Genomic DNA, 26,995 nt, shown 5'->3' on the forward strand with positions numbered 1-26,995 from the left:
ATGATAACCGTTAAACGCCACTGTCAACTTTTGAGATTGACAATGGGTTGAATGCACCGTTTTTAAGTGGATACATCTGACCATTGACTTCCTGATAGAACTCAATTCCCAACGCAAGGAATAAAGGTTTGGTGCTCGCTGCCGTAACTTGGTTTGTATGTGCTATCGCAACAGTGGCGTTCGCATCCCAAGGTAAAATAGCAGTCTCCGAAGTTTCAACAACAAAGGTTTCTGCTTCAAAGTCAATTTCCGCACCTCCCGAAATAATCTTAAAATGTGTAGTACCCGATGGAGCAGCAATCATGTTAACAGGAACAAACGATGGAACATCCACAGTTATCTCTCCCGAAACACGGTCAATTGCACTGGTAAAAGGAGCATAAAGGCTTGTGCCTAATTTACCCCTGATGTTGAACTCAAATCCAACCAGCAATTCTGCTTCACCGTCAATTACGTTTCTCAAACCACGCTCACTGACTAAATCAGCCTGGATCACTTTTACCATTTCTTTGGTTAATCGACTAACCATTCTGCCATCGGCAGAATTCAACAGTAAAGCCCTCAATGCAGTCCTAAGCAATTTTCCGGCCTTCCCAGCCCTTCCAAACTCAGAACCGTTTTCACGCGTTCTTTGAAACGCAGGATCACTTTCAATCCTACTTTTTTCGATACCTCCTTTCTCGCGGGCAAGATGCCCGTCTTGCGAAGTCTTGTAAAAGGTAATACCACCGATAGTACCTTTTAATTTAATTATGCCTTTCTGTCTTGCCATAATTTCTAAACTTTTGATTAATACTCATTTTCACGTTTCACTTTCATTTCGTTAATCGTTGCAACTAAATCCCGAATGATTTAATCAAAGGTTCAGACATTAAAATCACAATTCAAATAGTGGGCGTTGGTAACCATACATAACCGCACATATTCGACTATTTTAGCCTACGTGGATTTGCAAAAAATGCATAGATTTGTATCACTCCTTTGCTCCGTATCAAAGACTAGGCAAAGGCATACTTAAAGTATAAAAAGGGGATAATTATGATTCCGAACAGCGTCAGGGTATGTATCTATCCAAAAGACGTGCAGCGCATCATGGGAAAGGAATATGCACAGGCCAGAATGTATTTAGTGAAGATTAAAAAGCATTTAAACAAAGAACCCCACCATCTGATCTCGATAGAGGAGTTCTGTGAATATACCGGTCTTAAAATAGAGCATGTAGTGCGTTGCATAGTTGGATAAAAAAATGAGCAGCGAAAAGACTGCAGCACTTCTAAAAATTTACTCAACCAGTTCAATAATTAGCCCGATTATTTAATGAATTACTTTGTAGTTATCATTGGATTTTGTACTTTTATGAAGTCAAAAAAGCATAAAACGAATTAAGCTGATAGGGGTATAATTCGGGGTACATCAAAAATATGACATTGTGAAGCCTATAAAACAAAGGCACTACAGATAAGGTTCAAATCCCACCGTGGTCACATTTGAAATTAAAAGGAGGAAGCCCAGTGGGCTTCAGGTACAAAACCATCAAGCAAGCTTGATGGTTTTTATTTTCAAACCTGGTTCAATACTTGCTTTTCATTTTGAAGGAAATCAAAACGTCCCAATAGCCCCGACAGCAGCAAACTACCATGTAGTGCGGATGGCGGGAGCAATGGTGTAAAAACGCAAAAGGTTCCGCTCCTAATCCCTATTAAAAACCTATTACTGCTGTTAAAATAATTTTGCTAATTTTGTTTAACTAGTTTCAGCAAACGATGAACAATATTAAAAGTGTTTTCAGCATTAAGGACCTCGAAAATCTTTCGGGAATCAAAGCGCATACGATCCGTATTTGGGAAAAGCGCTATAAGGTTTTGGAGCCAATGCGTACTGAAACCAATATCCGTTTGTATGACATTGCTAATCTTCAAAAGCTCTTAAACATTACTTTACTGCACAAACATGGTTATAAAATTTCGAATATTGCCAAACTATCCAAAGAGCGAATTCCTGAGTTGGTCAATGAGATTATAACTGACAAAAGCTTTAAAAACCAGGCAATCAGTTCGTTTAAAATGGCAATGATCAATTTTGACCAAACGCTGTTCATGACAACTTACAATAATTTGCTTGCTGAAAAGTCATTTCGGGAAGTTTTTTACGAAGTTTTCCTTCCGCTAGTCAATGAAATGGGGCTGCTTTGGCAGACAGATACAATTAGTCCGGCGCATGAACATTTCATTTCCTATCTGATTAAACAAAAAATTTTATCGGAAACGGAGAAAGTCCAGGTTAGGGAACATTATAAAACAAACCGGATTTTTGTGCTTTACCTTCCTTTGCATGAAATCCACGAACTGGGCCTGATGTTTATCAACTACGAAATCCTCAGCCAAGGTTACAAGACAATTTACCTTGGCAGCAACATTCCGATATTCTGCCTGAAAGATTTGAAGCGGTATTTTGACAACATAACCTACATCAGTTACATGACTGTAGAGCCCAAGATAAGTGAGATCAACAATTATATCAAAAAAGTGGAAGAGGAGATCCTCGATGAAACCTCGCAACTTTGGACCATTGGAAGGGCTACGCAATACATTGAGAGCCATCTTTTCTCGTCAAAAATCACTACATTTAATTCCATCAAAGGGTTAGTGGATAATTTATGATTTAATATCATTTTTGTTTAACTTTTTTGTATTTTTGTTAAACACTATGAAAAAAGAAATCAAAATAATCGGTTCCGGATTTGCTTCACTTGCCGCTGCATGTTATTTGGCTCAGCAAGGGAATGAAGTTACCGTTTATGAAAAAAACGCTACCATTGGTGGAAGGGCGAGGCAGTTAAAGCGTGACGGATTTACTTTTGACATTGGTCCAACCTGGTATTGGATGCCCGATGTGTTTGAACGTTTCTTTGCCGATTTTGGCAAAAAGCCATCAGACTATTATGAACTCAAAAAGCTGTCACCTGCATATCAGGTGTATTTTGGTGTAAATGATTTTGTGACCATTGCCGACAATCTTCCTGAAATCATAACGACATTTGAGAGCATCGAGAAAGGAAGTGGTTATAAACTCGCCAGTTTTATGGCAGAAGCCCAGAGTAATTACGAAATTGCCATTAAAGACTTGGTTTACCGGCCTGGAATTTCTGCACTGGAATTGGTTACCCTTGAGACCATAAAAAAAATGAATCAGTTCTTTGGGAACATATCGAAAGACATTCGCAGGAAATTTAACAACCCGAAGCTAATCCAAATCCTAGAATTCCCCGTACTTTTCTTAGGAGCAAAACCTTCTGACACACCTTCATTTTATAATTTTATGAATTTTGCTGATTTTGGTTTGGGAACCTGGCATCCAAAAAAAGGAATGTACAGTGTTATTTTGGCAATGGAAAAGTTGGCCAAAGGACTTGGTGTTATGATAAACACCAACTCTACTATTGAAAAAATAATCATTGAAAATGGAGTTGCCAATGCGCTGGTTGTAAATGGTGAAATTGTCAAAGGCGATATTATCCTGAGCGGTGCCGATTATCATCACAGTGAAAGTTTAATGGATCAGAAATACCGCGTTTATTCTGAAAGCTATTGGGAGAATCGGACCTTTGCACCTTCTTCACTCCTATTTTATGTTGGTTTTGATTCGGAAATAAAAAACGTAGAACATCATAGTTTGTTTTTTGATGTTGATTTTGACCTGCATGCGCGTGCAATTTATGACGACCCACAATGGCCAAAGGAGCCTTTATTCTATGCCAGTTTTCCATCAAAAACTGATGCAGATGCTGCTCCTGAAGGAAAGGAAGCAGCAATATTCCTAATTCCTTTAGCTCCTGGACTAGAAGATACTTCAGCACTAAGGGAGGAATATTTTGAAAAAATCATTTCCCGATTTGAAAGACTGACACAACAATCGGTGAGGGATAAAATCCTTTTTAAGGAATCATTTTGTGTAAATGATTTTATAAAGGAATACAATTCGTATAAAGGGAACGCATACGGTTTGGCCAATACCTTACTGCAGACCGCTTTTTTAAGGCCCAAATTGAAAAGCGGGAAGGTTAAGAATCTTTTTTTTACAGGGCAGTTAACCGTTCCTGGCCCTGGTGTTCCGCCAGCATTAATATCAGGAAAACTCGTATCCGAACTTATAAACAAAACTTAATTTTACAAGGCATGAAATCACTTTTTGACAAAATATCATTTGATTGTAGCAGGAATGTAACGCAATCCTATAGTACATCGTTTTCTGTCGCTGTAAAAATGTTGGCACCAAACATCCGGCAGGATATTTATAACATTTATGGATTTGTGCGTTTTGCTGACGAAATTGTAGATACGTTCCATGATTATGACAAGGAAAAGTTATTCGAAATGTTTGAGAAAGATCTGGAAAGTGCTTTGGAGAAAAAAATCAGCTTAAATCCTGTGCTTAATTCTTTTCAGCATACGGTCCATAAATACAATATCCCAAAAACCATGATTGATTCTTTTATGGGTAGCATGAAATTGGATTTACAAAAAACGGAATATAAATCGTTTGAGGAATACAATGAGTATATTTATGGCTCGGCTGATGTTGTAGGCCTGATGTGCTTAAAGGTTTTTGTAAATGGCGATGATACTAAATTTAGCGAATTAAAACACGCCGCAATGCGATTGGGTTCTGCATTCCAGAAAGTAAATTTTCTGCGTGACCTGAAAACGGATTATGAGGAACTGAACCGGACTTACTTTCCCAACACCGATTTATCATGTTTGGATGAATGTTCGAAACAAGACATCATCAGGGAAATTGAAGCCGATTTTGAAGCGGGTTTCCAGGGAATATTAAAACTACCTTTGGAAGCAAAATTTGGGGTTTATACAGCTTATGTTTATTATAAAAAATTATTGTCCAAATTAAAAAAGACACCATCGGTTGAAATCAAGAACACCCGGATCCGTGTTCCGGATTATGAAAAGTTTGGGCTTTTGGCTAAGTGTTATGTTAACTATCGTTTGAATTTATTGTAAAGTCATGCTTCTGAATATATTCGTTTTTATACTTACCTTCTGCATTATGGAATTCATGGCGTGGTTTAGCCATAAATATGTGATGCATGGCTTTTTGTGGAACCTGCACGCCGACCATCATAAAAAAGACCATGATTCGTGGTTTGAGCGTAACGATGCCTTTTTTATATTTTATGCTGTCGTAAGCATTGGGTTCTTTTTACTTTGGCAGAATGACATTTTGGAAATAGGGCTGGCAATTGGGTTGGGAATATTTGCTTACGGCTTGGCCTATTTTACAGTTCATGACATCTTTATCCATCAGCGTTTTAAATTGTTTCGTAATGCGAACAATCGTTATGCAAGAGCAGTTAGAAGAGCTCACAAAATGCACCATAAACATTTGGGTAAGGAAGAAGGTGAATGCTTTGGAATGCTTGTAGTACCGTGGAAATACTTTAAAAAATAAAAAGCCCTGAATTTCTTCAGGACTTTCTTTTTAAAATAACTACCTCTAATAAAATTATTTAATCAAACCTTGTAGTGGTTTTAATTGTTCCATATCCAATTTTGAATCTTTCAATAAGGAAATCATGTTCATAATGTTATTCGGATTCATATCATCGCCTAAAATCCTAATGACTGCAAATCCGTTTTCTTTCTTTTTAGCATAAAACACAAACTCGTTGATATGGTCCATATCTCCCACAAAACTCACGGAAGCAGCATCTTTACCTGAACCAAACTTCATCAGTTCCTGATAGTCTTTCCCTTTAAGTATTTGAGTTACTTTTTGGCTTTCGGCTTCAAATTGCGCTTTATTTTTGTCATCCAGTTTGAATGCTAAAATATTCATTTTGTCAAAAGATTCTAAAGCGGTTTTTTGTTCAGCTGTTAGCTTTGTTTTGTCCATGTTGATGATACTTGGAGAAACATCGACACTAATGAAATCTTTCTTTTCAGAGCTTTCTACAAAATACTTCTGAAGTGATGGCTCGCTATTACAACCTGAAAGGAATAATGAAACCAATACAACCGTGTAAAATGCTATCCTCATGATTTCTTATTTTTGACCTTTAGGCCCTTTGGAGCCTTTTGATGCTTTTTTCAAATCGTCACCACCAGGTAAATTCATTTTATCGGTTAAAACCGAAAGCTCATTCAGGTCAAAATCACCCGTTAATGACATTAAAACCGATTGGGATTTTGGTCCAGCTCCATCAACAAACATCAATAATTCCTTGATTTGTGATTCAGAAGCTCCCGATTTCACATAGATTTTTACGCTTTTACCTTTTTCGGTCATACGCATCAATTCGTCCAATGCGGATGATTTGATGTATTTATCTGAAACAGCTCTCATTTCGTCTGCTTTCTTATCGCTTTCCGTAACAAATACCCTAAGGTTGTCCAATTTCTTGATAAGATTCACGTATTGTTGTGTCTCTTTGTCTTTAGCCTCCATTTTGCCAAGCATCGTAAACATTTTCTTGTTGACAATTACAGTTGCAATATCGTCCTGTCCGTCAAATTTGTCAAAAACGCTTTGAGCAAAAAAGGTATTTGCAGTTAAAACCAATACTAATGTTAAAAATATTTTCTTCATGATTTCCAATTAATTTATTTTTTAAAAATTTTGTTTTTTGATTGTTCGTATTCATTTAAATAACCCATACTTCCGATACCTTTATTTACGCTTTCCGAAATCATTGCCAGTGCTTTTTGTGTTTCCCTGAAAGCTATCTCGGGATCATTGATCGTGCCTAAATTTTCCTGCTCAGGCTGATTGTAATGATTGAAAGTAAATAAACCCACGCCAAGTAAAACTGCCACAGATGCGGCAACAGATAACCAAACTACGCTTTTGCGTTTATTAGTTTTTAATGGAATCGTTGCGGTAAACTGCTCTTGTTTTGCCTGGACGGCATAAACAAACATTGGCTTGTATTGTTCCAAATGCTGCGCAACATCCGGCGAATTAAAATAATCCTTTAATTCCTTTTCTTCAGCAATGCTGGTTTGTGCCTCGAAGTATTTTTCCAGTATTTTTTCTATTCTATCCAATGCCATAATGATGTGTTTTTATCATTTTTTCTCTTATCGATTTTCGTGCTCTTGATAATGCCGTACGTATAGCCTGCTCATTCATTTCTAAGACTTTGCTCATTTCCTCAAACTCCATTTCCTCAATGTCCCTCATTTGAACAATCAGCTTTTGCTGTTCCGGTAAATCATTCATTATTCTTTCAACCCAACTCCAGGTGTCGCTGTCTTCAACCTTTTGCTGTAGGCTTGCTTCCCTGTCAGTGAAATTATTGTGGACAATTTTCATATTGCCTGCGCGCTTCGATTTTAATTGATCCAAACAATAATTTTTGGTCATTGTCATCGCTACCGCTTCCACACTCTTATATTCATCCAAACTTTCATTTCGGTTCCACAATTTCACCAAAACTTCCTGAGTTGCATCTTCTGCTTCCTCAGTGCTCACAAGCAATCGCTTTGCTACCCGAAAAAGCTTATCCTTAAAAGGATTTACAAGTTGCATAAACTCATTTTGGTTCATTGAAACTACTTTTGGTTATTGGTTGTAAGGTCTAGACGAAAGACATTTTTATTTGTTACAAACAAAATACATTTATCCATCTAAACTTAGTAAATTTACGTTTATTAAAATAAAATGCCGTTATGAAAAAGATTATAGTTTCATCGCTACTCCTGTTGCTGTTTGCAATTTCTTATGGCTGTGATGACAAAGATGACAATGATGTTCCTGCTGCTCTCGAGATAAATGATTTTGTTTGGAAAGGAATGAATCTGTATTATTTATGGCAGGAAGATGTTCCTGATTTAGCCGATGACCGCTTTGCCAATCAAACCCAACTGAATACTTTTTTGGAAGCATATGCATCTCCGGTCGACTTATTCAACCATCTTCGTGTTGCATCAGCCATCGATCGTTTTAGCGTGATTTACAGCGATTATACTGTGCTTGAAGGAGTGCTTTCGGGAAATACATTAAACAACGGAATGGATTACGGTTTAAAGTATACCGATACCAGTCAGACCACGGTATTTGGCTGGGTACGTTATATTATTCCAAATTCTGATGCTGCAACCAAAGATATTCATCGTGGAGATATTTTTTATGCCATTGATGGAGTTCCATTGACAAACGACAATTACAAAACGCTATTAGCAGCCAATACTTACACCATAAACTTGGCAGATTACAGCATTAATGCAGGTGTTGTTACCCTAACACCAAATGGGCAATCAGTAACTTTGACCAAAACCAATCTGGCCGAAAATCCTATTTTAATGAGCACCGTTATCAATCAGGGAACGCACAATATTGGCTATCTGATGTATAATGGATTCTATTCGAGTTATGATGGACAGTTAAATACTGCTTTTGGTTCCCTGGTGTCGCAAAACGTAACTGATTTGGTTTTGGATCTGCGTTATAATTCCGGTGGTTCTGTAGCCACGGCAACCAAACTGGCAAGTATGATTACCGGACAGTTCACAGGCCAATTATTTGCCAAAGAACAATGGAATGATAAGGCGCAGTCCTATTTTCTAGCCAATAGTCCGGGTTCGTTGGAAAATAAATTTTTTTCAGGCTTAAACGGACTGCATCTCAACAAGGTTTATATTTTGACTACAAAAGCCACTGCTTCTGCCAGCGAATTAGTGGTTAATTGTTTAAAACCCTATATAGATGTAGTGCAGATTGGGGACTTGACAACTGGTAAAAATGTAGGTTCGATAACCATGTATGACTCACCAACTTATACCAAAACTAATGTGAATCCGCACCACAAATATGCAATGCAGCCCATAGTACTGAAAGTTGTAGACAAAAATGGTTTTGGCGATTACACAGCCGGAATCGCACCAACAATCCTTTTACCGGAAAACCTAAATGATTTAGGGATTTTGGGCGATGTAAATGAGCCTTTACTGAATGCAGCCATAAACCAGATTATTGCCAGCGGAAAAATGCTGCCTCAGGTTCCTGCTGTAATTAACAGGGACTTTACGGATGCCAAATCAATCAATCCGTTGCGAAGTGAAATGTATGTTGAGCATCGATAGCAACTTTTTATAGTATGAAATACCTACTGCTTTTAATTACCGCCAGCTTTCTGATTTGTTGCAGCAAATCGACTTTCAATCCTGAATGGACTAAGCAAACTGCGCCTCCAACCTTTGTTGCCCGTTTTGAAACTTCGAAAGGGAACTTTGATATCGAAGTAACACGGGAATGGTCTCCATTGGCTGCAGATCGCCTGCATCAATTACTGACGCATCATTTTTATGACAATGTCCTTTTTTATAGGGTTGTGCCCAATTTTGTGGTGCAGTTTGGCAATATTGATACGACAGTTACCAAGAAATGGGAAAAGTTTAAAGTGCCCGATGAACCTGTTCTGAAAAGCAATCTCAAGGGTTATGTGAGTTTTGCACGGGCAGGAAAGGAAACCCGCGGAAATGATTTATTCGTCAATCTTAAGGACAATTCACGTTTGGATACGGTACATTATAGTGATGTTACCGGATTTCCTGTCCTTGGAAAGGTAATAAATGGTATGGAAGTCGTGGAAAAACTTTATCCTGAATACGGCAATAAACCATTGGACGCTTATGATTCGGTAAGTCCAAACCGCAAAAAATATTTAGCGTTATTCCCAAAGTTGGACTCTATAAAAAAGGCTTATATCTTAAAAGGCAAATGATTATTTTAAAGTCTTAACAACCGATTCAATCAAACCAAGCGCTACCTCAGCCATGGTGTTTTTTTTGTCATCCAGGCACGGATTCACCTCAACCACTTCGATGCAAACCGTTTTAGGATTTTTTGCCAAAGCCACCAAAATTTCTTCCGCTTCCTGAGGCGACAAACCATCTTTAACCGGAGTTCCTGTTCCGTAAGAAGTTAAATCAGGATCCATCGAATCCACATCAAATGAAACATAAATAATATCACAAGTATTAAGTTTTAAGCTTATTTCATCAATGACTGCTGAAACTCCTTTTTGACGTAATTCTGCAACAGGATAATTTTTGATTCCGAGTTCCCGGATAATGCAGTCTTCCTGTTCTTCTGTATCGCGAACCGCAATGTATACAATATCTTCAGGTAAAATTTTAGGGGAAATATTACCAATATTTTTTAATTGATTCCAAAGCAAAACCGTTTCTTCACAAACATCATTTACCCTGCATTCCAAATTATCGATATTCAAGGCTGTAGCCAAAGGCATTCCGTGCATGTTGCCTGTTGGTGTCGTGTAGGGTGTATGAATGTCGGCATGCGCATCAATCCAGATTACGCCTAATCGCTTATCCGGAAAGGCTGATTTTATTCCGGCTATGGTTCCACCTGCCGAACCGTGGTCTGCCGCTAATAGTATTGGGAAATCATCATTGGATAAAAGCGAAGAAACCTTTTTGTGAATCTCCTGGTAAATGGTAATTAAACCATCAATTCTTTTGGCAAATTTATGCCTTGCAGGAAAATCTAAAAGATGATTGGCATTCTCAATTTTTTGGGTTTGATTTTCACCAAAAATGGCACTTTCTTTTCTTCTTGCTGCTGTTATTATGGCTTCGGGGCCAAGAGATGCGCCGCGTGAGCCTGCTGTAATTTCGGATTTGTTGATTAAGAAAACAATATTCTTATGCATAAAAGTTTGATTCGAACCGGAAGTACATTTTCAGTACTACAACGATTTCATAATGGACAAATATAAAAAAGCTTCCCAATTATGAGAAGCTTTGTTTATAAGTATTTATTAAAATTATGCGATGCCCAAACCTGCAAAAGTAATTATCTCATTTCCCCTAAAAGTCACAGTCTTATAAGGATAATTCATTTTCCTGAAAAACTCCTCAACTTTGATGTAAGTCGGTGCTCCATTTACAATATGATAGGACGCAATGGCAAAATTGGGTTTGAATTGTTTTATCACTTCTACACAACCATCCAAAGCTTCAATTTCGGCACCTTCGATATCCATTTTAATGAAATTCAATTGGGATAGTTTCAATTTTTCTGCCCAGCTGTCAAGGGTCACTGCCTGCTTTTTTACGACATTGGCATTATCTGAAAACCAAACTGCAGAAGAGCCAACAGTTCCAGCTTCCTCAAAATCGACCAAAATATTTTCATTCCACAATAACAAATCTTCGATTAAGATATTATCGAATAAATCGGTGTTGAGCTGCCTGTTGCTGTTTAAACGTTCTACATTGAATTTGTCCGGTTCAAAGCAGTATACTTTTCCATTTGCTCCTACTTGTTTGGAAAGAAAGATAGCGATGTGACCAAAATTGGCTCCGGCATCAACGACAATGTCATTCTCTTTGGTTTTGTAAAAATGTTGGTAATAATTAAAATCATCTGCTATGGGATACAACGCTTCATTCGTCAATAAAGTGGTTTTGCCAAAAGTCGTCTTGTAAATTACCTTATCCTTACTTTTCTTGATGATTTCAAAAGAAATTCCTTTTTTTTGGAATAAACCATAAAAAAACAGTTTTATCCTTTCCTTTGCATATCCTTTGGGAACAATATAACTCAGCGTTTTTTTGACTTTTTTCTTTAAGGACATAAACCATTTGAATTGAATGAAAGGCAAATATAAAAAAGCTTCCCCATTAGGAGAAGCTTTCTTTCATTAAAAACGATTAACTAAACTAACTAATTTTTAATTAACTTTTTCGTGTATAGTTTTCCGTCGTCAGAGGTAACATTTATGATATAGATGCCATTCGCATAACGACCAACATCGATTTGGGTTTTATCTGTTTTCTCAATATTATACTCATCAACTATTTTTCCGTCAATCGTAACTACGCTCACCTTACCAAACTGACCGTCTTTCATTACAATTTGGGTCAGGCCATTTGTAGGATTGGGAATGATAGCAAAGTCGCGGCTCACTCTGATTAAGTTGACTGTTTCTTCTATGATTTTTGGCTGGTTTGCTGCCACAATCTGTGGTGCTCCTTTATAGACATAGTTTGATGTACAGCCTTCAGGATATGCCATAAACTGTGCTCCAGCAAGTGCTTCAAATCCCGGATTGAGTTCTACATAATTTTCGGCATGGTACACTACTCCATTCGACAATGCATTATCACCAACGGATACAATGTTCGCGGCCTTAATCCAATTCGATCGTTCCCGTTTCTTGACAACAGTAGAAGCTAAATTATTGACATCATCGGCAGGTGAAGCCAGCGATAATATAGGCTGGCAGCAATTATCAAAGGTTACATCGGGGCCAATGTTTGCAGAATTATCGGATATCGTATAAACAAATGTTCCGGCCGGACAGTTGACATTGAAATTGGCATCAATCTGGAATTCAAAATTCCCGCTTGGATTTGCCCCCAACTGACTCGGTAAAACGGTAAAACAGAATGTACTTGGCGTAAGTGTTGTTGGTGCATTAATGGTTCCGATGATGACATCATGCTGTATTATGTTTAATACAATCGAGCTTAATGTTGCATTAACCGGTGGTTGATAGGTACCACAAACCTGGATTGGTGTGTTACCCACTACATCGGGACAATCAATATTTGTTGGCTCTGTGTTAAGTGCTCCCAATTGTGGCGTGGCGCAAACGCTTCCGCAGATATTGTCAATATAAACTGTTCCAAAGTGTGCTGAAGGCTGGCAGTCACTTACGGTGAATTCGATAGTTCCGGGTTGATTCAAGATTTCCCCAACATTCAATCGGGCACAAATCCAATCGGTGTAAAGAACCCTACGCCTGTCGCTAACATAAATAACATTAAACAAACAGTTATCGGGATTTGCAATGATACAGATTTCGTCCACTACATTATTAAACTGATCCAACACACGAACCCTGAAAAAAGGCTGAATAGGCTGGCCATGTGCCGGTTTGTTATCCATTACCAACGAAAAATTAAAATCAATCGTAGACTGGTTTATGTTTGGAAAATATCGCGAAACCGTCGTTTGGTCAGAAGAACCTAAACCTGCTTCATTATTCAGTTTGATACATTTATTGCCTCCAAAAGAGGGAAAAATAGTTGGAACATTTACACCCAAACCGGCCAACGTTGGGTCATACTGTTGGTATCCCGGAGCTGTATTATCCAAATAGGTTATCGTGGCATTCATATCATTGACTGCCGGCGTAACCATATTGGTTGCCGTTTGCGAAGTTGGTGTCGCACACGAAAGGAAAAAAGCTTCTCCAGACGCGGGTTGCGGATGCGGATCAGACCAGAAGGAATATCCCGCGGTTCCGTTTTCAAAATCACCATTAACACAGGTTTGTTGCAATGTTGGCGGAATTGGACGTGCAAAATAACTGTCCTTTTTATCCGGATTTTGGATAAAGAATAATTTCCTCAACTCCACAATCTTGGTGTTGCGAATGGCGTTTTTAAGTTCAGAGTCCGTGAAATCTTCCTCGCTTTTCAAATGCTGGATTACCTCATCGGTAATTTCCTGGGATAATTCATAATCATTGAAATTATCGGCAATGAATTTGTTGACCTCAACCTCAATCTTAGCTGCATTTGAAATCCTACTGTTTTCAGAATTCAAATACTCATTAATTTGTGCTGATATGATACCCGAATGAAAACAAATAGCACAAACTATCAGTGTTTTTAATACCTTGTTCATATCAATCTTGATTAGCGGTTAATGCTTGTATTTGCTTTTTTAATTCTAGTATATCTTTAGTATTTTGTTCAATTGCCTTATTTTGCTGGATAATGTATAATGTCAATTCTTCAATTTTAGCCATGTGTTTGGCCTGCATTTCTGCTAAATCCAATCCATTTTTAGATAAATCGGCAGCCGAATTGATTCCAGGTAAATGTTTGTGTGTATTGATATACTCCTCAACGTTTTTCAATGGCATCAAATCGTAATTTTTTTCAAAAACATAATCTGCCCAGTTTGCTGTACTTCTTAGCGCTACCTTAACTTTTTCAGTCAATATTCCGCCTTCTACAAACAATCTGTAATTTCCTGTGGTGTTTGGATAAGTCGCAGTTGAACCAATGTAAACTTTTCCGTTGGATTCACTGCTCGCACCATTAAACCAAAGGTTGCTGTTGTTCATATAAACAATTCTATTGCCACTGATTGTTGTAGCAGCATTGATGGTTCCGTTATCAGCATAGATGCTTTTATCTGTTGAACTCACCTGATAAGGTGTCGCAGCAGAACCGTTTCCTGTAACCGTTACATTTGTTCCGGCAACAACGCTGGTTGTTGGCATTGTGAAGGAACCTCCACCGTTAGAAAGTGTGATTGTATTTCCGGTCTGTGACAGTGTTTGAGGTGTTTGGGTTGGAAGCGTAAATGAACCTCCACCTTGCGAAAGCGTTACGGTGTTTCCGGTTTGTGAAAGCGTCTGAGGGATGTTTGCAGGAAGCGTCACGCTGTTTCCATTCGATATTGATAAAACGTTACCTGCCAATGCTAAAGATTGTCCGTCATTATCTGTAAATGTTGGTAATGTAAAAGAACCTCCATTGTTGGAAAGCGAAACCGTATTTCCGGTTTGTGTTAGTGTTTGTGATGGAAGTGTTACACTATTTCCATTTGAAATGGTTAACACATTTCCTGCCAATGTTAAAGACTGGCTATCAGTATCGTTGAAAGTTGGCAGTACTATGGAGCCACCTCCTTGAGAAAGCGTTACTGTGTTTCCAGACTGTGAAATGGTTTGTATCTGAGATGGTAAAGTAACCGGAGCACTTGCAACACCATTTACAGTAGTAATCAATTGGCGGCTTGGTGTAATTGTGTTGGAAATCGAATTAACGATGTTTGCAGTATCTATAATATCATTTACATTACTGGTCATGATGTTGGCATTGGATGTCAATGTATTTGTTTCAACAGCATTCGAAACTTTTTGCAAAACAACATCACCATTGGCATTCACGCTTAGGAATTTATTCCCCTGCTGAACGGTAACATTATTAAAACTACTCGTTAAATTGGTAAATCTAAGCCCAGAGCTGCCATTTGCTCCTGATGCAACTTCCAACCTATTGTGTGGTGAAGATGTACCAATCCCAACATTACCTTCAACTAACAATCCACTGTTAGGAGCAATTGCTCCCGGAGCTGAACCATTTGGGGTAAAACTTTTACCAATGACAACACCACCTTTTACATCGAGTTTGTTTGATGGAATTATATTGTTCCCTAAGCCAATGCCCATATTACCGGTTCTGCCAATAAAAATTCTTTGGTCTCCGGTACCGTCGGCAATGATGATTGATTTATTAGTGTCGTTCCCAGCGAAAAAAGGAGTAGATGGGTTTCTGTCCACAGCTACCCTATTTCCAATAAATACATTATTGCTTGCGTGTTGCAGGTTAATGGCCGATTCTGTTCCCAGGAAAATATTGCTGTCTCCTGTTAATAAATTCCTTGGTGTAGCACTTCCGATAGAAACATTGCTGCTTCCGACGTTGAACAATAATGAACCATAACCAACAGCCGTGTTATTGCTTCCATCTACATTTGCCTCTAAAGTCCTATGCCCGAAAGCAATATTCCTTGAACCTGTAATATTATTTACCAATGTCCTGGTTCCGTACGCGGAATTTAACTGTCCTTCTCTATTGGAGGCCAAAGATCCATTTCCTAAAGCGCAGTTAAAACCACCGGAAGAAAAACTCTGTACGCCAATACCAATACCAATATTGCTATTGCCACTGTTTTCGCTAAGTGCATTTTTTCCGATTCCTAAGCTAAAGCTTCCTGTGTTTTCCGTTCCAGCATTGTCTCCTAAGAAGATGTTATCTGTTTGCGCGTTTGATGAAAAAGTAATTGCAAGAAGAGCTGCAATTGTAAAAAGGTAAGTAGTTTTCATTTTCATAACAGAACATTTAAAAATTAAAAAATCAATTAAAGACTCCTATAATTTTTTGATTTTTGTTCTGCTACTTTGACAAATCAAATGTATATTGTTTTTTTATAAAAATCTACAAAATACATATATAATCGATGAAATACCAATTTTCACATTTTGCATAAGATATTATCCTACATTTTAAAATTCCCTTTACAGTAGCTTAACCCTTTATTTACGGGAAACCGTAATTTCTGTAAACAAAAAACTCCTTGCCGAAAGCAAGGAGTTAAGTTTAAAATATTGAATCGTAAATACTTATCTTTTATCCATTGAAACAAAATCACGCAATGGGTAGCCTGTATAAATTTGCCTTGGCCTTCCGATTGGTTCTTTATTGATACGCATTTCCTTCCATTGTGCAATCCATCCAGGTAGACGCCCAATGGCAAACATAACGGTAAACATATCGGTTGGAATTCCTAAAGCACGGTAAATAATCCCTGAATAGAAATCAACATTTGGATATAATTTTCTTGATACGAAGTAGTCGTCAACCAAAGCTGCTTCTTCCAATTCTTTAGCAATCCTTAAAATTGGATCGTCTACGCCAAGGTTTTTCAAAACCTCATCTGCAGCTTTCTTAATAATCCTTGCTCTTGGATCAAAGTTTTTGTAAACCCTGTGACCAAATCCCATTAAACGGAATGGATCATCCTTATCTTTTGCTTTTGCCATGTATTTGGCAGAATCTCCACCATCCTTTTGAATCGCTTCAAGCATTTCCAATACTGCCTGATTAGCTCCTCCGTGTAATGGTCCCCAAAGTGCTGAAACACCAGCCGAAATCGAAGCAAATAATCCTGCGTGGGAAGAACCAACGATTCTTACTGTTGATGTTGAACAGTTTTGTTCGTGGTCTGCGTGAAGGATAAATAATTTATCCAAAGCATCGACTACAACCGGGTTTGAAGCGTAAGGTCCTGTTGGGAGTTTAAACATCAACTGCATGAAATTTTCAACATAACCAATAGTATTGTCATAATAATTTAAAGGATATCCCATCATCTTTCTGTAAGTCCAGGTTGCAATTACAAGGAATTTACCCATGGTTTTGCAAATGGCTTCATACATCTCAGCGTCGTTTTCCACATTTACCACTTTCGGGTTGAAAGCTGTCAAGGCCGAAGTCAATGCAGACAATACTCCCATTGGATGTGCCGTTTTTGGGAAACCATCAATGATGTTCTTCATTTCCTCGTTAACCAACGTATACTTCCTGATATCGGTTTCAAATTGTGTCAACTGCGTTTTTGTTGGCAGTTCACCAAAAATAACCAGATAAGAGATTTCAAGGAAATTTCCTTTTTCGGCTAAATCTTCAATGGCATAACCTCTGTAACGAAGAATTCCTTCTTCACCGTCAAGGAAAGTGATGTCACTTTTACAGGAACCCGAGTTCTTATAACCAGGATCAAGAGTGATTGCGCCGGTCAGAGCACGTAATTTGTCAATATCGATAGCTGCTTCATTTTCGCTTCCTACGATTACCGGAAACTCATATTTGTTGCCATCAAATTCTAATATTGCTGTTTTAGACATGATATAAAATGGGAATAAATCTTAATAAAATCATTAATTCGACAAAATTAACGAATTGGGAACGAAATAAAAAAGAATTATGACAACGTTTTCGTTAATTATTTGATAAATATTGCAGGTCAACGCCTTCGCTAATTTTAAGAATAAAAAAAACTCACGATGGCATGTCGTGAGTTCTTCAATTTAAATTTACTAACTTATTCTCTAACTATTTTCTTCACTCCCATTCCTTTATCAGAAATGATTTTCAGGAAGTAAACCCCAACAGATTGATTTGAAATGTCAATTACTGCCTGATTTTCGTTGATTAAACTGGTTTGCAATAGTCGTCCCTGAACATCGTACAGCTGAACTGATTTAATCATATTGCTGCAATTGATGTTGACAGTTCCTTTACTTGGGTTTGGATAAATTGAAATTGATGCATCATCTTCTACATCAGAATTGCTCAACGATCGGAAAGTGGTGTTTTCCAATGCGGTATCGACAGGGAAATTATAATCAAAATAGATGCTGGCTTTTTTGCTTACTGTATTTCCTTCGACAAGGGTATTCTTGGTTTTCATTTTCAACAGGATGTTTCCATGGCCTCCTGAATGCAGGTTGATGTTTTGGAAGATGAACTCGGCAACATTCCCTGTAAGCCTTGCAGTAACGGGCGCAGAGCTATTCATTAGTTGCAATGAATTCAAATCAAACTGATTGACATCAATGACATCGCGAACGACAATATTTTCGGCATCCGCTGTTCCTGTATTTTCAAAATTAATAATGTAATGCAGGTAATTCCCAATTTGAGCAGGCGAAACAATGTCTCCTTCAATACAGGTAATATCATTCGGGTCAAAAGCACCACTTACCGTTTGTTGAAACTGGAATGCGTTGTCTGATGGATTTTCATCGCCGTCAACCGGATCGACTGTTCCTGAAAAAACCAAATGGTCACCAATATTTACAGCTGGTGAATCTGTTGGAGCATTCACATGCAACGCAATGTAAAAACTCCTGTTTTCAAAAGGTAGTAAATTAGTATAATTATAATTTAGTGTACCAAACGATTGGGAAGTTGGAGGTACATCTGAAGAAACGAAATCCAAAACCGAATCATCGTAATTGAAGGTTACATTTCCTGACAGCGTTTGATTTCCCTTATTCTTGAATACTACTTTATAGTAGGCATTGAAACCCGGTCTTGCATTCCCTGCAGGAGCAACAACAACCTCAACATCAGGATGGATGCCATTCGCACTGAGGCAGAAGTCTTGGGTTACATTATTATTATTGGTATTGCCAAACGGAATCACTGCCGAAGCCGGAGTAAAGTTAAACCATGCCGGATTTTCTATGTTTGGCGTAATCGTGAAACTTCCGGTTAAGGCATAAAATATATAATTTCCATTGTTGCTTGTAAAACTTGCCCCTGAATTTGGTCCGTTGGTAATGCCTACTCTTATGTTCGGCTGGAAGATATCATTCGAATCACATCCGTTGTTATTTGCATCAAAGGTTACAGTTCCGTTAATGGTATTATGGTTTCCTCCTGGCTCAAATGAGCAATAGGAATTGCATACCGTGTTCACATAACCAAAAGAATTCAATTGCGTTTGAAGGCTCGCTATGTTTGACTCCTCAGTACATATAAATCGAAGGTTGGGATTGCTTCCTGCAAAAGAGATGAAAACATTTTGTCCATTTTTTAGATTAATATATTCCACTGGATTATTAGAAAGGTAAAGATGATACAAAATGGGGTCACTGGATAAGTCAAGGTTTGTTATCAGAGTATCCATTATGTATAGGATTCCAATCCTGGAGCCATTGACATTAAACGCTGTTAAAGGATTACGGCTACAGTTAAGATCACTCATACCGTTATTATTTCCTAATAGTATTTCAGTCAAAAGATTGTTGCTGCAATTAACACTTATTAAAGAATTCAGGTTTCTTAAATCTAAATTGGTAAGCTGGCCATTCTGACAAGTCAGATTCCTCAAATTTAAATTTCCTACTAAATTTAAGGAGGCTAAATTTGGATTATCATAACAACTCAAAGTAGTCAATGCAGTCAAATTACCTGCATCTAAACTAGTAAGCTGATTGTTGCTACAATAAATGGTTTGCAGGCTGGCATCACCAATTACATTCAATGACGCAAGCTGATTAGCATTGCAGGATAAACTATATAGAACCGGTAAATTACTAACGTCTAAGCTGGTCAAAAAATTATTGCTACAGGTCAAACCCTGAAGCGCTGTCAAATTACTCACATCCAATGAAGTCAATCCATTTGCAAATACCGACAACGATTGCAGATTCGTATTGGCACTGACGTCAAGGCTGTTCAGGTTATTAGTATCGCAGTTTAATATCAAAAGATTGCTAAAAGCGGAAATTCCTGTAAGATCAGAGATATTGGAATTCGTTAACTGCAGTTGGGCAACTGTCAAAGCTTCCGATACCTGGATTTCGCCGTCATTGTCAGTATCAATCTTAATGGCAATTCCACCCGTATTTCGCGCAATCGAATTGATCGTATCAGCCTGTAAAAGCTTTGCCTTAAAATTGGCGTCGGGAATGGTGACAATCTGTGCGTTGGCAACAGCTGTGAATAACGCTAAAATGTAAAATACTTTTTTCATGATTCGGTTTTGTTTTATTCCGCTTCGCTCCATACAGTTCGGCTGCGCCTCGGGTTGATTGACTTTGACATTTACCCCAAAACCTGCTTCATTGTGAAGCAGGTTTTAAGGACTAACCTTTAATAACTTTATTCCTTAACAATTTTCTTAACTCCCATTCCTTTATCTGAAATGATTTTCACGAAGTATACTCCGTTGGCTTGATTTGAAATATCAATGCTTGTTTCGTTTTTATCTATTAGGCTCGTTTGCAATAATCTTCCCTGGATATCATACAACTGAATCGATTTGATAGTATTGTTGCAGTTGATGTTTACATTCCCTCTGGTTGGATTTGGATAAATCGATATCGATGCATCAACCGGAACATCCGGATTGCTTAAGGATTGGAATACTGTATTCTCTGGCAATGTTTCAACCGGAAGATTATAATCAAAATAGATATTGGCTCTTTTGCTTACCGAATCACCTTCAACCAACGTATTGTTAGACCTAACTTTCAGCAGGATATTACCATGTCCACCCGAGTGCAGATTGATATTTGGAAAAATAAACTCAACAACATTTCCTGTAATCCTTGCTGTTACCAAAGCCGAACTATCGAGCAGTCGTAACGAATTGATATCAAATTGTGCCGTGTCAATTACATCGCGCACTACAATATTTTCAGCATCAGCAGTTCCTGTATTTTCAAAATTGATAGCATAGTGCAGATAATTTCCAATTTCAAGCGGTGAAACTATGTTTCCTTCAAGACAGATAATTTCATTTGGATCAAACGAACCCACTGCAATCTGGTTCAGTGAAAAGTTATTGTCCGTCGGATTTTCATCATCTGCTATTGGCGTTACGTGTGCATCAAAATGCAGTATATCTCCATTATTCACCGGCGTGATCTCCGTTGGTGCATGCACGTACATCGTAAGTACAAAACTCCTGCTTTCAAAAGGCATCAAATCCAAAATATCCCAATACAAATCTCCAGGACTTCCAATATGGGTAGCCAAACCTGCTGACACATAATCCATTTTTGTGGTATCATACATTACTTCAACTCCGTTTAACTGTGTAACCCTAAAGTTACCCTTGTTTCTGAATACAACTTTATACAAAGCCTGGAATCCGGGACGTGCAGTAGTTAAAGGCGCTATCACAACCTCCAGGTCACGATGCGAACCTACAGGAGCAATACAGAAATTTTGACTGGCTGTATTATTGTTATTATTGGCAAACGGAATGTTTATTGTTGCCGGAGAAATAGTAAACCATGATGGGTTTTCAATAGACGGGCTGACATCAAAACTTCCTGCCTGAGTATAAAATTGGGCTAAACCACTGGCATCTGTAAAAGCTGCTCCCGAAGTTGTCTGGTCAAAGATATTGAACCTTAAATTCTTAATCGGATCATCATTTATATTACAGCCATTATTATCTTCGTCAAATTGAGTAGTGGCAGAGATTGTATTATAATCTCCTCCTGGTGTAAATGAACAATAAGTATTCACGCTCACACTGGTGTTTCCTCCTGCAGCCAGAATAGTATTGACCATATCGATTTCCCCTTCATCGGCACAAACATAAGTAAGCTGCGGAAGATTGGCCCAGGAATCGTTTAAGAATGGATTTTGGTCTGGATTTCCGTTTTTGATAATGATGGTTTCCAATAACGGATTGTTGTCACATTGAAGGAATTGAAACAATGGGTTTGTGGAAAAATCAAGTGATGTAAGTTGGTTGTTATTACATTGAACTCCGGTAAGTGCCGGATGGTTCGTAAAATCAAGCGTGCTAATTGAATTGTTCCAGCAGATAAGGTAATTCAATGCAGGCATTCCCGATATGTCAAGGCTTGTGAGGTTATTGTTCCCGCAAGTCAGATACTGTAGATTTAAACCTGATAAATCTAGAGTATTTAATGGATTGTAAGAGCAACCCAACCAATTTAAGTTAGCAAGTCCTGTGACATTGAGGCTGGTCATGCCATTATCCATGCAGTTTAAATCCTGCAGCCCGGAGGCTCCACTAGCATTCAGAGTGGTAATCGCATTGCCATGACAATCTAGATGATTTAGGTTAGGAATCGAACCAATATTCAAAGACGAGAGGTTGTTAAATATACACTGCAGGTTCTTAAGGGATGGAACGCCGCTTACGTCCAGGGAAGTAAAATCATTATAGTTAAGATGCAGTTCCTCAAGGCTGTTAAGTCCGGTAAAATCCAAGCTTGTCAAATGATTTCCTTCTGCGTGCAGCACCTTGAAGTTTGCAAGCCCCGAAAGGTTAATTGAAGTAATCGTATTGTTGAGTGAACAGTCAACAGTCACCAAATTGGTAAGTCCGCTAAGATTTAACGATAGGATTTGATTGTTTGCCACATTCAATGTCTGCAACGCATGGAAACTTTGTATCCCATTCATATCGGCAATGCCAAGGTTGTTGAGATCGATTGCAGTTGGAACATCCGCTTCAGCAAACTGGATTTCGCCGTCAGAATCAGTATCGACACCATCAGCAATAAGTTTTGCCTTAAAATTTGGATCCGGAATATACACAACGCCAACCCGAATTACAGCTACATTAAAATAGGTAATTGAAAAACAACCTGTGGTCAGATTCTGTACCCTAACCCAAATTTTCTGAGGGCTTACAGTATTGGTAAAACTTGAAGGATCAGTCAGCGGAGCAATACCAGCTGCCGCATCTGCCTCTGTCATATAATAGGAAAGTATCATTCCGGTTGCTCCACCAGTAATTGTACTTTCATTAGCAGTCAAATCAAATATAGCTATGCCGTCAAACGGATTTTCTGAAACAACCATATCCGGAGCCAATATTGCTGTAGGCAGCGGATTTACAATAAGCTGCAACGTCGTCATAGCAAAATTGGACGGAGCGGCAATTTCGAAAACCCTAACATACACTGTTTGTGTGTTTGGAGTGATATTAGTATAGTAAAATGGGGACAAACTATTGGTCGAATTTTGGGCATCTGTAAGTGTTTCATAATAGTTAACCCAGTACAAAGACGGATTGAGTGCTCCCAAAATTTCCGAGTCTTTAGTGTTTAAATTAAATTCCGCAAAGCCATCATTATTGAGGCCATCGCATACTTCCAAAGGTGTTGGGTTTTGTATAACTGGTGGTGGGGCTGCCATTGCAGTAACCGAACAAAGCAACAATAAATAATATAGTTTTTTCATAACGTTGGTTTTTATTTGACTGATTTCTTATTTCTTTAGTAAAGATATATCGGTTGTTGGTGTCTATTTTTAGTATTTGAGAATTCGATTGGTTTGAGTTAGAATTCGTTATAATGTCTTCAGAATCTCCTGCAGACGATCCCTTTTCCGCTGTGAAATTGGGAGGTTGCTGTTGTCTGACATCACCACATAACCGCCGTCTTTCTTGATATAAGACTTCAAATAAGCCAGATTGATCAAATGCGATTGATGGATGCGTTCAAATCCGTGTTCGGTCAATAAATCTTCATACTCTTTTAATGTTTTTGAAATCAAAATTGGTTTGCTGTTCTTGATATAAAACTTGGTATAATTGTCTTCGCTTTCGCAGCGAATGATATCGCTGATTTCAAAAAGATGGATTCCTTCAGAAGTTGACAAAGCGATTCTTTTGAAATTGTCAACTTTCTTGCGGATGTTTTCCAATAGCAGGTCAATGTGTGCGACACTGTCATTCTTAACCAAAACATTTTTAATCTTCCCGATTACTTTTTCAAGTTCGTCCGGGTCAACTGGTTTTAGCAAAAAATCCAAGGCACTAAAACGGAATGCCTTTATGGCATATTGCTCGTGTGCCGTGATGAAAACAATCTGGGAATTCAGTTTTCCCATTCGGTTGACTTCTTCCAGCAAATCAAAACCCGAACCGTCACCAAGATGGATGTCCAGGAAAACCACTTGCGGCGGATTTTGCAATAACAATTCGGTTCCGGTCTTAACACTGTCGGCTTCGCCTATGATTTGTATTTCCGGTGCGTAACGGCTCAAAAGCGTTTTCATTCCGCCTCTTAAATTATTGTCGTCGTCAATGAGTATGGCTGTTATCATTTTTCTGTATACTGTATTGGCAGGTTCAAAACTACTTTGGTACCGGTAATTTCGCCTGAGGCATTTTTTAATTCTTCAATTTCTACATTAGCTTTACGCGATGTGGATGCTTCCATCATTTCCAATCGCTTTTTGGTAATGTCAAGCGCCATTGATTTGTGGACCGAAACCAGGTTTTCCTTTAGTTCCTTGGATTTATCAAATCCAATTCCGTTGTCTTCGATGGTGCAGATCAGGTTTTCTTTTTCAATGGAGAAATCTATAGCAATATTTCCCTTTTCGTTTTTCGGAATCAATCCGTGTATGATGGCATTTTCAACAAATGGCTGCAGCAACAAAGGTGGCAATGCCATATCGTCTTCTATTTCCCTGCTTTTGGTAATGGAAAAGTCAAATTTTTGGTTGAACCTCAACTGCTCGAGTTCCAGATAATTTTGCAGGCTTTCCATTTCCTTATCAATCGGAATCAGTGATTCTTTGGAATATTCCAATGTCAGACGCATCAGTTTGGAGAATTTCGACAAATATTTTATCGCCGAATCGGTTCCGTTCTGCACGATAAAACTTGAAATTGAACCCAGGCAGTTGAATACAAAATGCGGATTCATCTGTAAGTGCAACGCTTTTTGTTCGTATTCGGCAAGCTCCTTCTGCAGTGTCAACGTTTTCTTCAATTGCAATCTGTTATAGATTAGGAATATGATTCCGAATGCCAACAAAATGAATAATATCACAAAAAAGATTTGCTGTTGGTGCCTTTTGGATGCTTCGCTGTAAATCAGTTCGCGTTTTTCCTGTTCTTTCTTTTGCAATGCCTCTTTCTTGTCAAACTCAAAATTCATTTCGGCACGCACACTGCTTCGGATGTTTTCGGCATTGGCAACGCTGTCTTTAGCAATGTTGTACAATTTGAAATGCTTTAATGACTCGGCAGTATTGTTCTGTTTTTCATAGATTTCACTCAATCTTTTTTCAGCATTCTGAACCTGTTCGATAATTTCGAGTTCTTTGGCTAAAGCCAATGATTTATTGGTTGCAACCAAAGATTCCGCCAACTTATTTTGTTCAAAATAAATCTCGCCCATATAAAAATAAGTGTCCGAAATCCCAAACTTATCTTCAATGGAAGTAAAGGCTGTAATTGCTTTTTCAAAGGTTTTCAAAGCTTCCGAAGGATTGTTGGTCATCTTATGATACAAACCGATGTTATTATACAATTCCCCTAAACCACGCGGATTTGGATATCTGGCAAACAACTTTTGCGCTTTATCATAATATTCCATCGCCTTTGCGAAATTTTTCTGGTGGAGGTAAATATTACCGATGTTGGTTGTAGTAATCCCAACGGTTTCGTCTCCAATCTTTTCCTGGATTTTCAAGCATTTTATAAAGTAGCTCAGTGCCTTGAAATCTTCATCCTGAGCTTTGTAAACAATCCCAATGTTGTTGTACAAACGCGCACATTTTTCAAGGTTTTTGGTTTCCTCGTATATCTTTAATGCTTTAAGCTCATATTGCAATGCCTTGGCATAGCTGCTTTGCTCCGAAAAAACAATCCCGATGCTTCCATAAGCACGAGCCAGGCTGTTCTTAAGTTCTTTGGTGTTTTCTGAATTGGTTTCCAGTTCTTTTTCAAAAACCGTTTGTGCGTTAGAAAAATGCTGCAATGCCAGAGGATAATTTCCAAGGATGATGTTGGCGTTTCCCAAATTAAGATAGGCATTCCCTTCGGCTTCCCTGAATTTGATTTTGGCAGAAAGCTGCAGTGCCTGATTGGCGTACTGCATCATTAATTTGGGGTCAATCGACTTATATTCGTCGGCAATGGCATTCAGGAGTTTTGCCTTATCAATATCGTTTTTGGTTTTTTGCAAAACCGAAACTAAACTATCCGCAGTTTGATTTTGTGACCAACATGCCAATGAAAAAATCAGCAGAAAACATAAGGTGAGATTTTTGACTATTTTCATAAAAAACATATTAACTAATGTCAGGAACAAAAATAGCATTCGTCACTTAGTTATAATTGGTAAATGAGTATTCGCTCGTTTTGACTTAGAATTTGAAACAACCGCATTTTAAGATACCCGTTTCGCAATGCAGAATGTGCTGACACCAAACGGAAAATTTGCTACTTTGAGCAGTTTGTTTTCAAAAATGATCAACTGCAGCAAGGCGCTGTTGACAAAGGGATTTCCAATGGAAATATCGCTTTCGCCCTTTTTGTTTTTCTGAAAGGCCGCGGTTAATTTCCTAAAGGCATAAACCGGTAAAAAAAGGAAAAAATTCCAATAACCTGCTTTTTGGATTTCGAGGTTTTCGGCGTTGATTTTAGATTTCAATTCCGGATTCGTATATCTTCGATAATGCATGTTTACCTCATCGTGGTAACTCCACAACGACATGAATGCCGGGACAAACACATACATTTTTCCTCCAATCTTGAGCAGGTTTTTCCAATTTTGCAATGCTTTTTTATCATCTTCCAAATGCTCGAGGCAATCCGAAGCAATGATAATATCAAAGGTTTCCTGAAGTGTAATATTTTGGGCATCCATAACAAAACTGTTTTGAATTCCGTTGGCTCTGCAATTTTCTATTGCCTTGTCACTGATGTCGATTCCGTAAAGGTTATCGAGCTTGAAACCTAAGTTTTCAAGGTCCTTCAAAAAAATCCCGGACGAACATCCAATGTCGAGTATTTTACTGTCTTTGGGTGCATCCTTCAATAAATCGAGTAAATATTTCCTGCGTGATTTGAACCACCAATGGTCGGTTTCAACATCGTGATATTTCTTTTCGAAATCTTTTTCCATAAT

The 26,995-nt window shown here is 38.2% G+C and carries 21 protein-coding genes; 6 read left to right on the plus strand and 15 right to left on the minus strand.

All coding sequences use genetic code 11. From position 1 onward, the window contains the following. Positions 1-10: 10 nt before the first annotated feature. Positions 11-772: a hypothetical protein gene (locus L1S31_RS11035; RefSeq protein ID WP_236464790.1), complete on the minus strand. Its 762-nt coding sequence runs from the start codon at positions 770-772 to the stop codon at positions 11-13. A gap of 991 nt (positions 773-1,763) precedes the next feature. Here L1S31_RS11035 and L1S31_RS11040 point away from each other — a divergent pair. From L1S31_RS11040 to L1S31_RS11055, 4 genes are read left to right on the plus strand one after another with little or no spacing between them, the layout of a single operon-like run. Next, a complete protein-coding gene (locus L1S31_RS11040; protein ID WP_236464791.1) occupies positions 1,764-2,660 on the plus strand; it encodes a MerR family transcriptional regulator in 897 nt (298 codons plus the stop codon). 46 nt (positions 2,661-2,706) lie between these two features. Further along, a complete protein-coding gene (gene crtID, locus L1S31_RS11045) occupies positions 2,707-4,164 on the plus strand; it encodes a bifunctional phytoene desaturase/3,4-desaturase (protein WP_236464792.1) in 1,458 nt (485 codons plus the stop codon). 11 nt (positions 4,165-4,175) lie between these two features. Continuing rightward, a complete protein-coding gene (locus L1S31_RS11050; RefSeq protein WP_236464793.1) occupies positions 4,176-5,015 on the plus strand; it encodes a phytoene/squalene synthase family protein in 840 nt (279 codons plus the stop codon). A 4-nt stretch (positions 5,016-5,019) separates the two neighbouring features. Further along, the gene (locus tag L1S31_RS11055) at positions 5,020-5,463 is read left to right on the plus strand and encodes a sterol desaturase family protein (RefSeq protein ID WP_236464794.1); all 444 of its coding nucleotides are present in this window, start codon (positions 5,020-5,022) and stop codon (positions 5,461-5,463) included. 54 nt (positions 5,464-5,517) lie between these two features. Here L1S31_RS11055 and L1S31_RS11060 read toward each other — a convergent pair whose 3' ends face one another. Genes L1S31_RS11060 through L1S31_RS11075 form a run of 4 tightly spaced genes read right to left on the minus strand, consistent with a single transcriptional unit; the run spans position 5,518 to position 7,560 of the window. Next, on the minus strand, positions 5,518-6,051 hold the full coding sequence (locus tag L1S31_RS11060) for a GFO_1091 family lipoprotein (protein WP_236464795.1): 534 nt from the start codon (positions 6,049-6,051) through the stop codon (positions 5,518-5,520). A 6-nt stretch (positions 6,052-6,057) separates the two neighbouring features. Next, entirely contained in the window at positions 6,058-6,600 is a 543-nt protein-coding gene (locus L1S31_RS11065) for a GFO_1090 family protein (RefSeq protein ID WP_236464796.1), read from the minus strand. Between the two features lie 14 nt (positions 6,601-6,614). Next, the gene (locus tag L1S31_RS11070) at positions 6,615-7,064 is read right to left on the minus strand and encodes a PG0215 family putative anti-sigma factor (protein ID WP_236464797.1); all 450 of its coding nucleotides are present in this window, start codon (positions 7,062-7,064) and stop codon (positions 6,615-6,617) included. Next, positions 7,051-7,560, minus strand: coding sequence for a GFO_1088 family ECF-type sigma factor (locus L1S31_RS11075; RefSeq protein WP_236464798.1), 510 nt, complete (start codon positions 7,558-7,560; stop codon positions 7,051-7,053). Before L1S31_RS11075 ends, L1S31_RS11070 begins: the two co-directional genes overlap by 14 nt. Before the next feature lie 122 nt (positions 7,561-7,682). Between L1S31_RS11075 and L1S31_RS11080 the strand changes: the two genes are divergently transcribed. Both L1S31_RS11080 and L1S31_RS11085 read left to right on the plus strand, forming a co-directional pair. Beyond that, on the plus strand, positions 7,683-9,095 hold the full coding sequence (locus L1S31_RS11080; protein WP_236464799.1) for a GFO_1087 family putative carboxy terminal peptidase: 1,413 nt from the start codon (positions 7,683-7,685) through the stop codon (positions 9,093-9,095). A gap of 14 nt (positions 9,096-9,109) precedes the next feature. Then, complete coding sequence (locus tag L1S31_RS11085; protein ID WP_236464800.1) at positions 9,110-9,736, plus strand: peptidylprolyl isomerase; 627 nt, start codon at positions 9,110-9,112, stop codon at positions 9,734-9,736. Here the strand turns inward: L1S31_RS11085 and L1S31_RS11090 are convergent, their stop codons facing one another. The 10 genes from L1S31_RS11090 to L1S31_RS11135 form a co-directional block, all read right to left on the minus strand. Further along, the gene (locus L1S31_RS11090; RefSeq protein WP_236464801.1) at positions 9,737-10,687 is read right to left on the minus strand and encodes an arginase; all 951 of its coding nucleotides are present in this window, start codon (positions 10,685-10,687) and stop codon (positions 9,737-9,739) included. A gap of 114 nt (positions 10,688-10,801) precedes the next feature. Then, a complete protein-coding gene (locus tag L1S31_RS11095; RefSeq protein ID WP_236464802.1) occupies positions 10,802-11,614 on the minus strand; it encodes an FkbM family methyltransferase in 813 nt (270 codons plus the stop codon). 89 nt (positions 11,615-11,703) lie between these two features. Further along, entirely contained in the window at positions 11,704-13,674 is a 1,971-nt protein-coding gene (locus L1S31_RS11100) for a T9SS type A sorting domain-containing protein (RefSeq protein WP_236464803.1), read from the minus strand. Between the two features lies 1 nt (position 13,675). Then, positions 13,676-15,889, minus strand: coding sequence for a beta strand repeat-containing protein (locus L1S31_RS11105; RefSeq protein WP_236464804.1), 2,214 nt, complete (start codon positions 15,887-15,889; stop codon positions 13,676-13,678). A gap of 297 nt (positions 15,890-16,186) precedes the next feature. Continuing rightward, positions 16,187-17,470 (minus strand): citrate synthase, encoded by a 1,284-nt coding sequence (locus tag L1S31_RS11110; protein WP_236464805.1) that lies wholly within the window; start codon positions 17,468-17,470, stop codon positions 16,187-16,189. A gap of 197 nt (positions 17,471-17,667) precedes the next feature. Then, positions 17,668-20,109, minus strand: a complete 2,442-nt coding sequence (locus L1S31_RS11115) for a T9SS type A sorting domain-containing protein (protein ID WP_236464806.1) — start codon at positions 20,107-20,109, stop codon at positions 17,668-17,670. A 128-nt stretch (positions 20,110-20,237) separates the two neighbouring features. Further along, positions 20,238-23,309 carry a T9SS type A sorting domain-containing protein gene (locus tag L1S31_RS11120; protein ID WP_236464807.1) on the minus strand — a complete coding sequence of 1,024 codons (3,072 nt, stop codon included), beginning with the start codon at positions 23,307-23,309 and terminating at the stop codon, positions 20,238-20,240. Positions 23,310-23,417: 108 nt separating this feature from the next. Next, positions 23,418-24,176 (minus strand): LytR/AlgR family response regulator transcription factor, encoded by a 759-nt coding sequence (locus L1S31_RS11125; protein ID WP_236464808.1) that lies wholly within the window; start codon positions 24,174-24,176, stop codon positions 23,418-23,420. Next, the gene (locus L1S31_RS11130; RefSeq protein ID WP_236464809.1) at positions 24,173-26,146 is read right to left on the minus strand and encodes a tetratricopeptide repeat-containing sensor histidine kinase; all 1,974 of its coding nucleotides are present in this window, start codon (positions 26,144-26,146) and stop codon (positions 24,173-24,175) included. Before L1S31_RS11130 ends, L1S31_RS11125 begins: the two co-directional genes overlap by 4 nt. 108 nt (positions 26,147-26,254) lie before the next feature. Then, on the minus strand, positions 26,255-26,992 hold the full coding sequence (locus L1S31_RS11135) for a class I SAM-dependent methyltransferase (RefSeq protein WP_236464810.1): 738 nt from the start codon (positions 26,990-26,992) through the stop codon (positions 26,255-26,257). Positions 26,993-26,995: the final 3 nt, after the last annotated feature.

Source organism: Flavobacterium wongokense, assembly GCF_021608265.1.
GTDB lineage: Bacteria > Bacteroidota > Bacteroidia > Flavobacteriales > Flavobacteriaceae > Flavobacterium > Flavobacterium wongokense.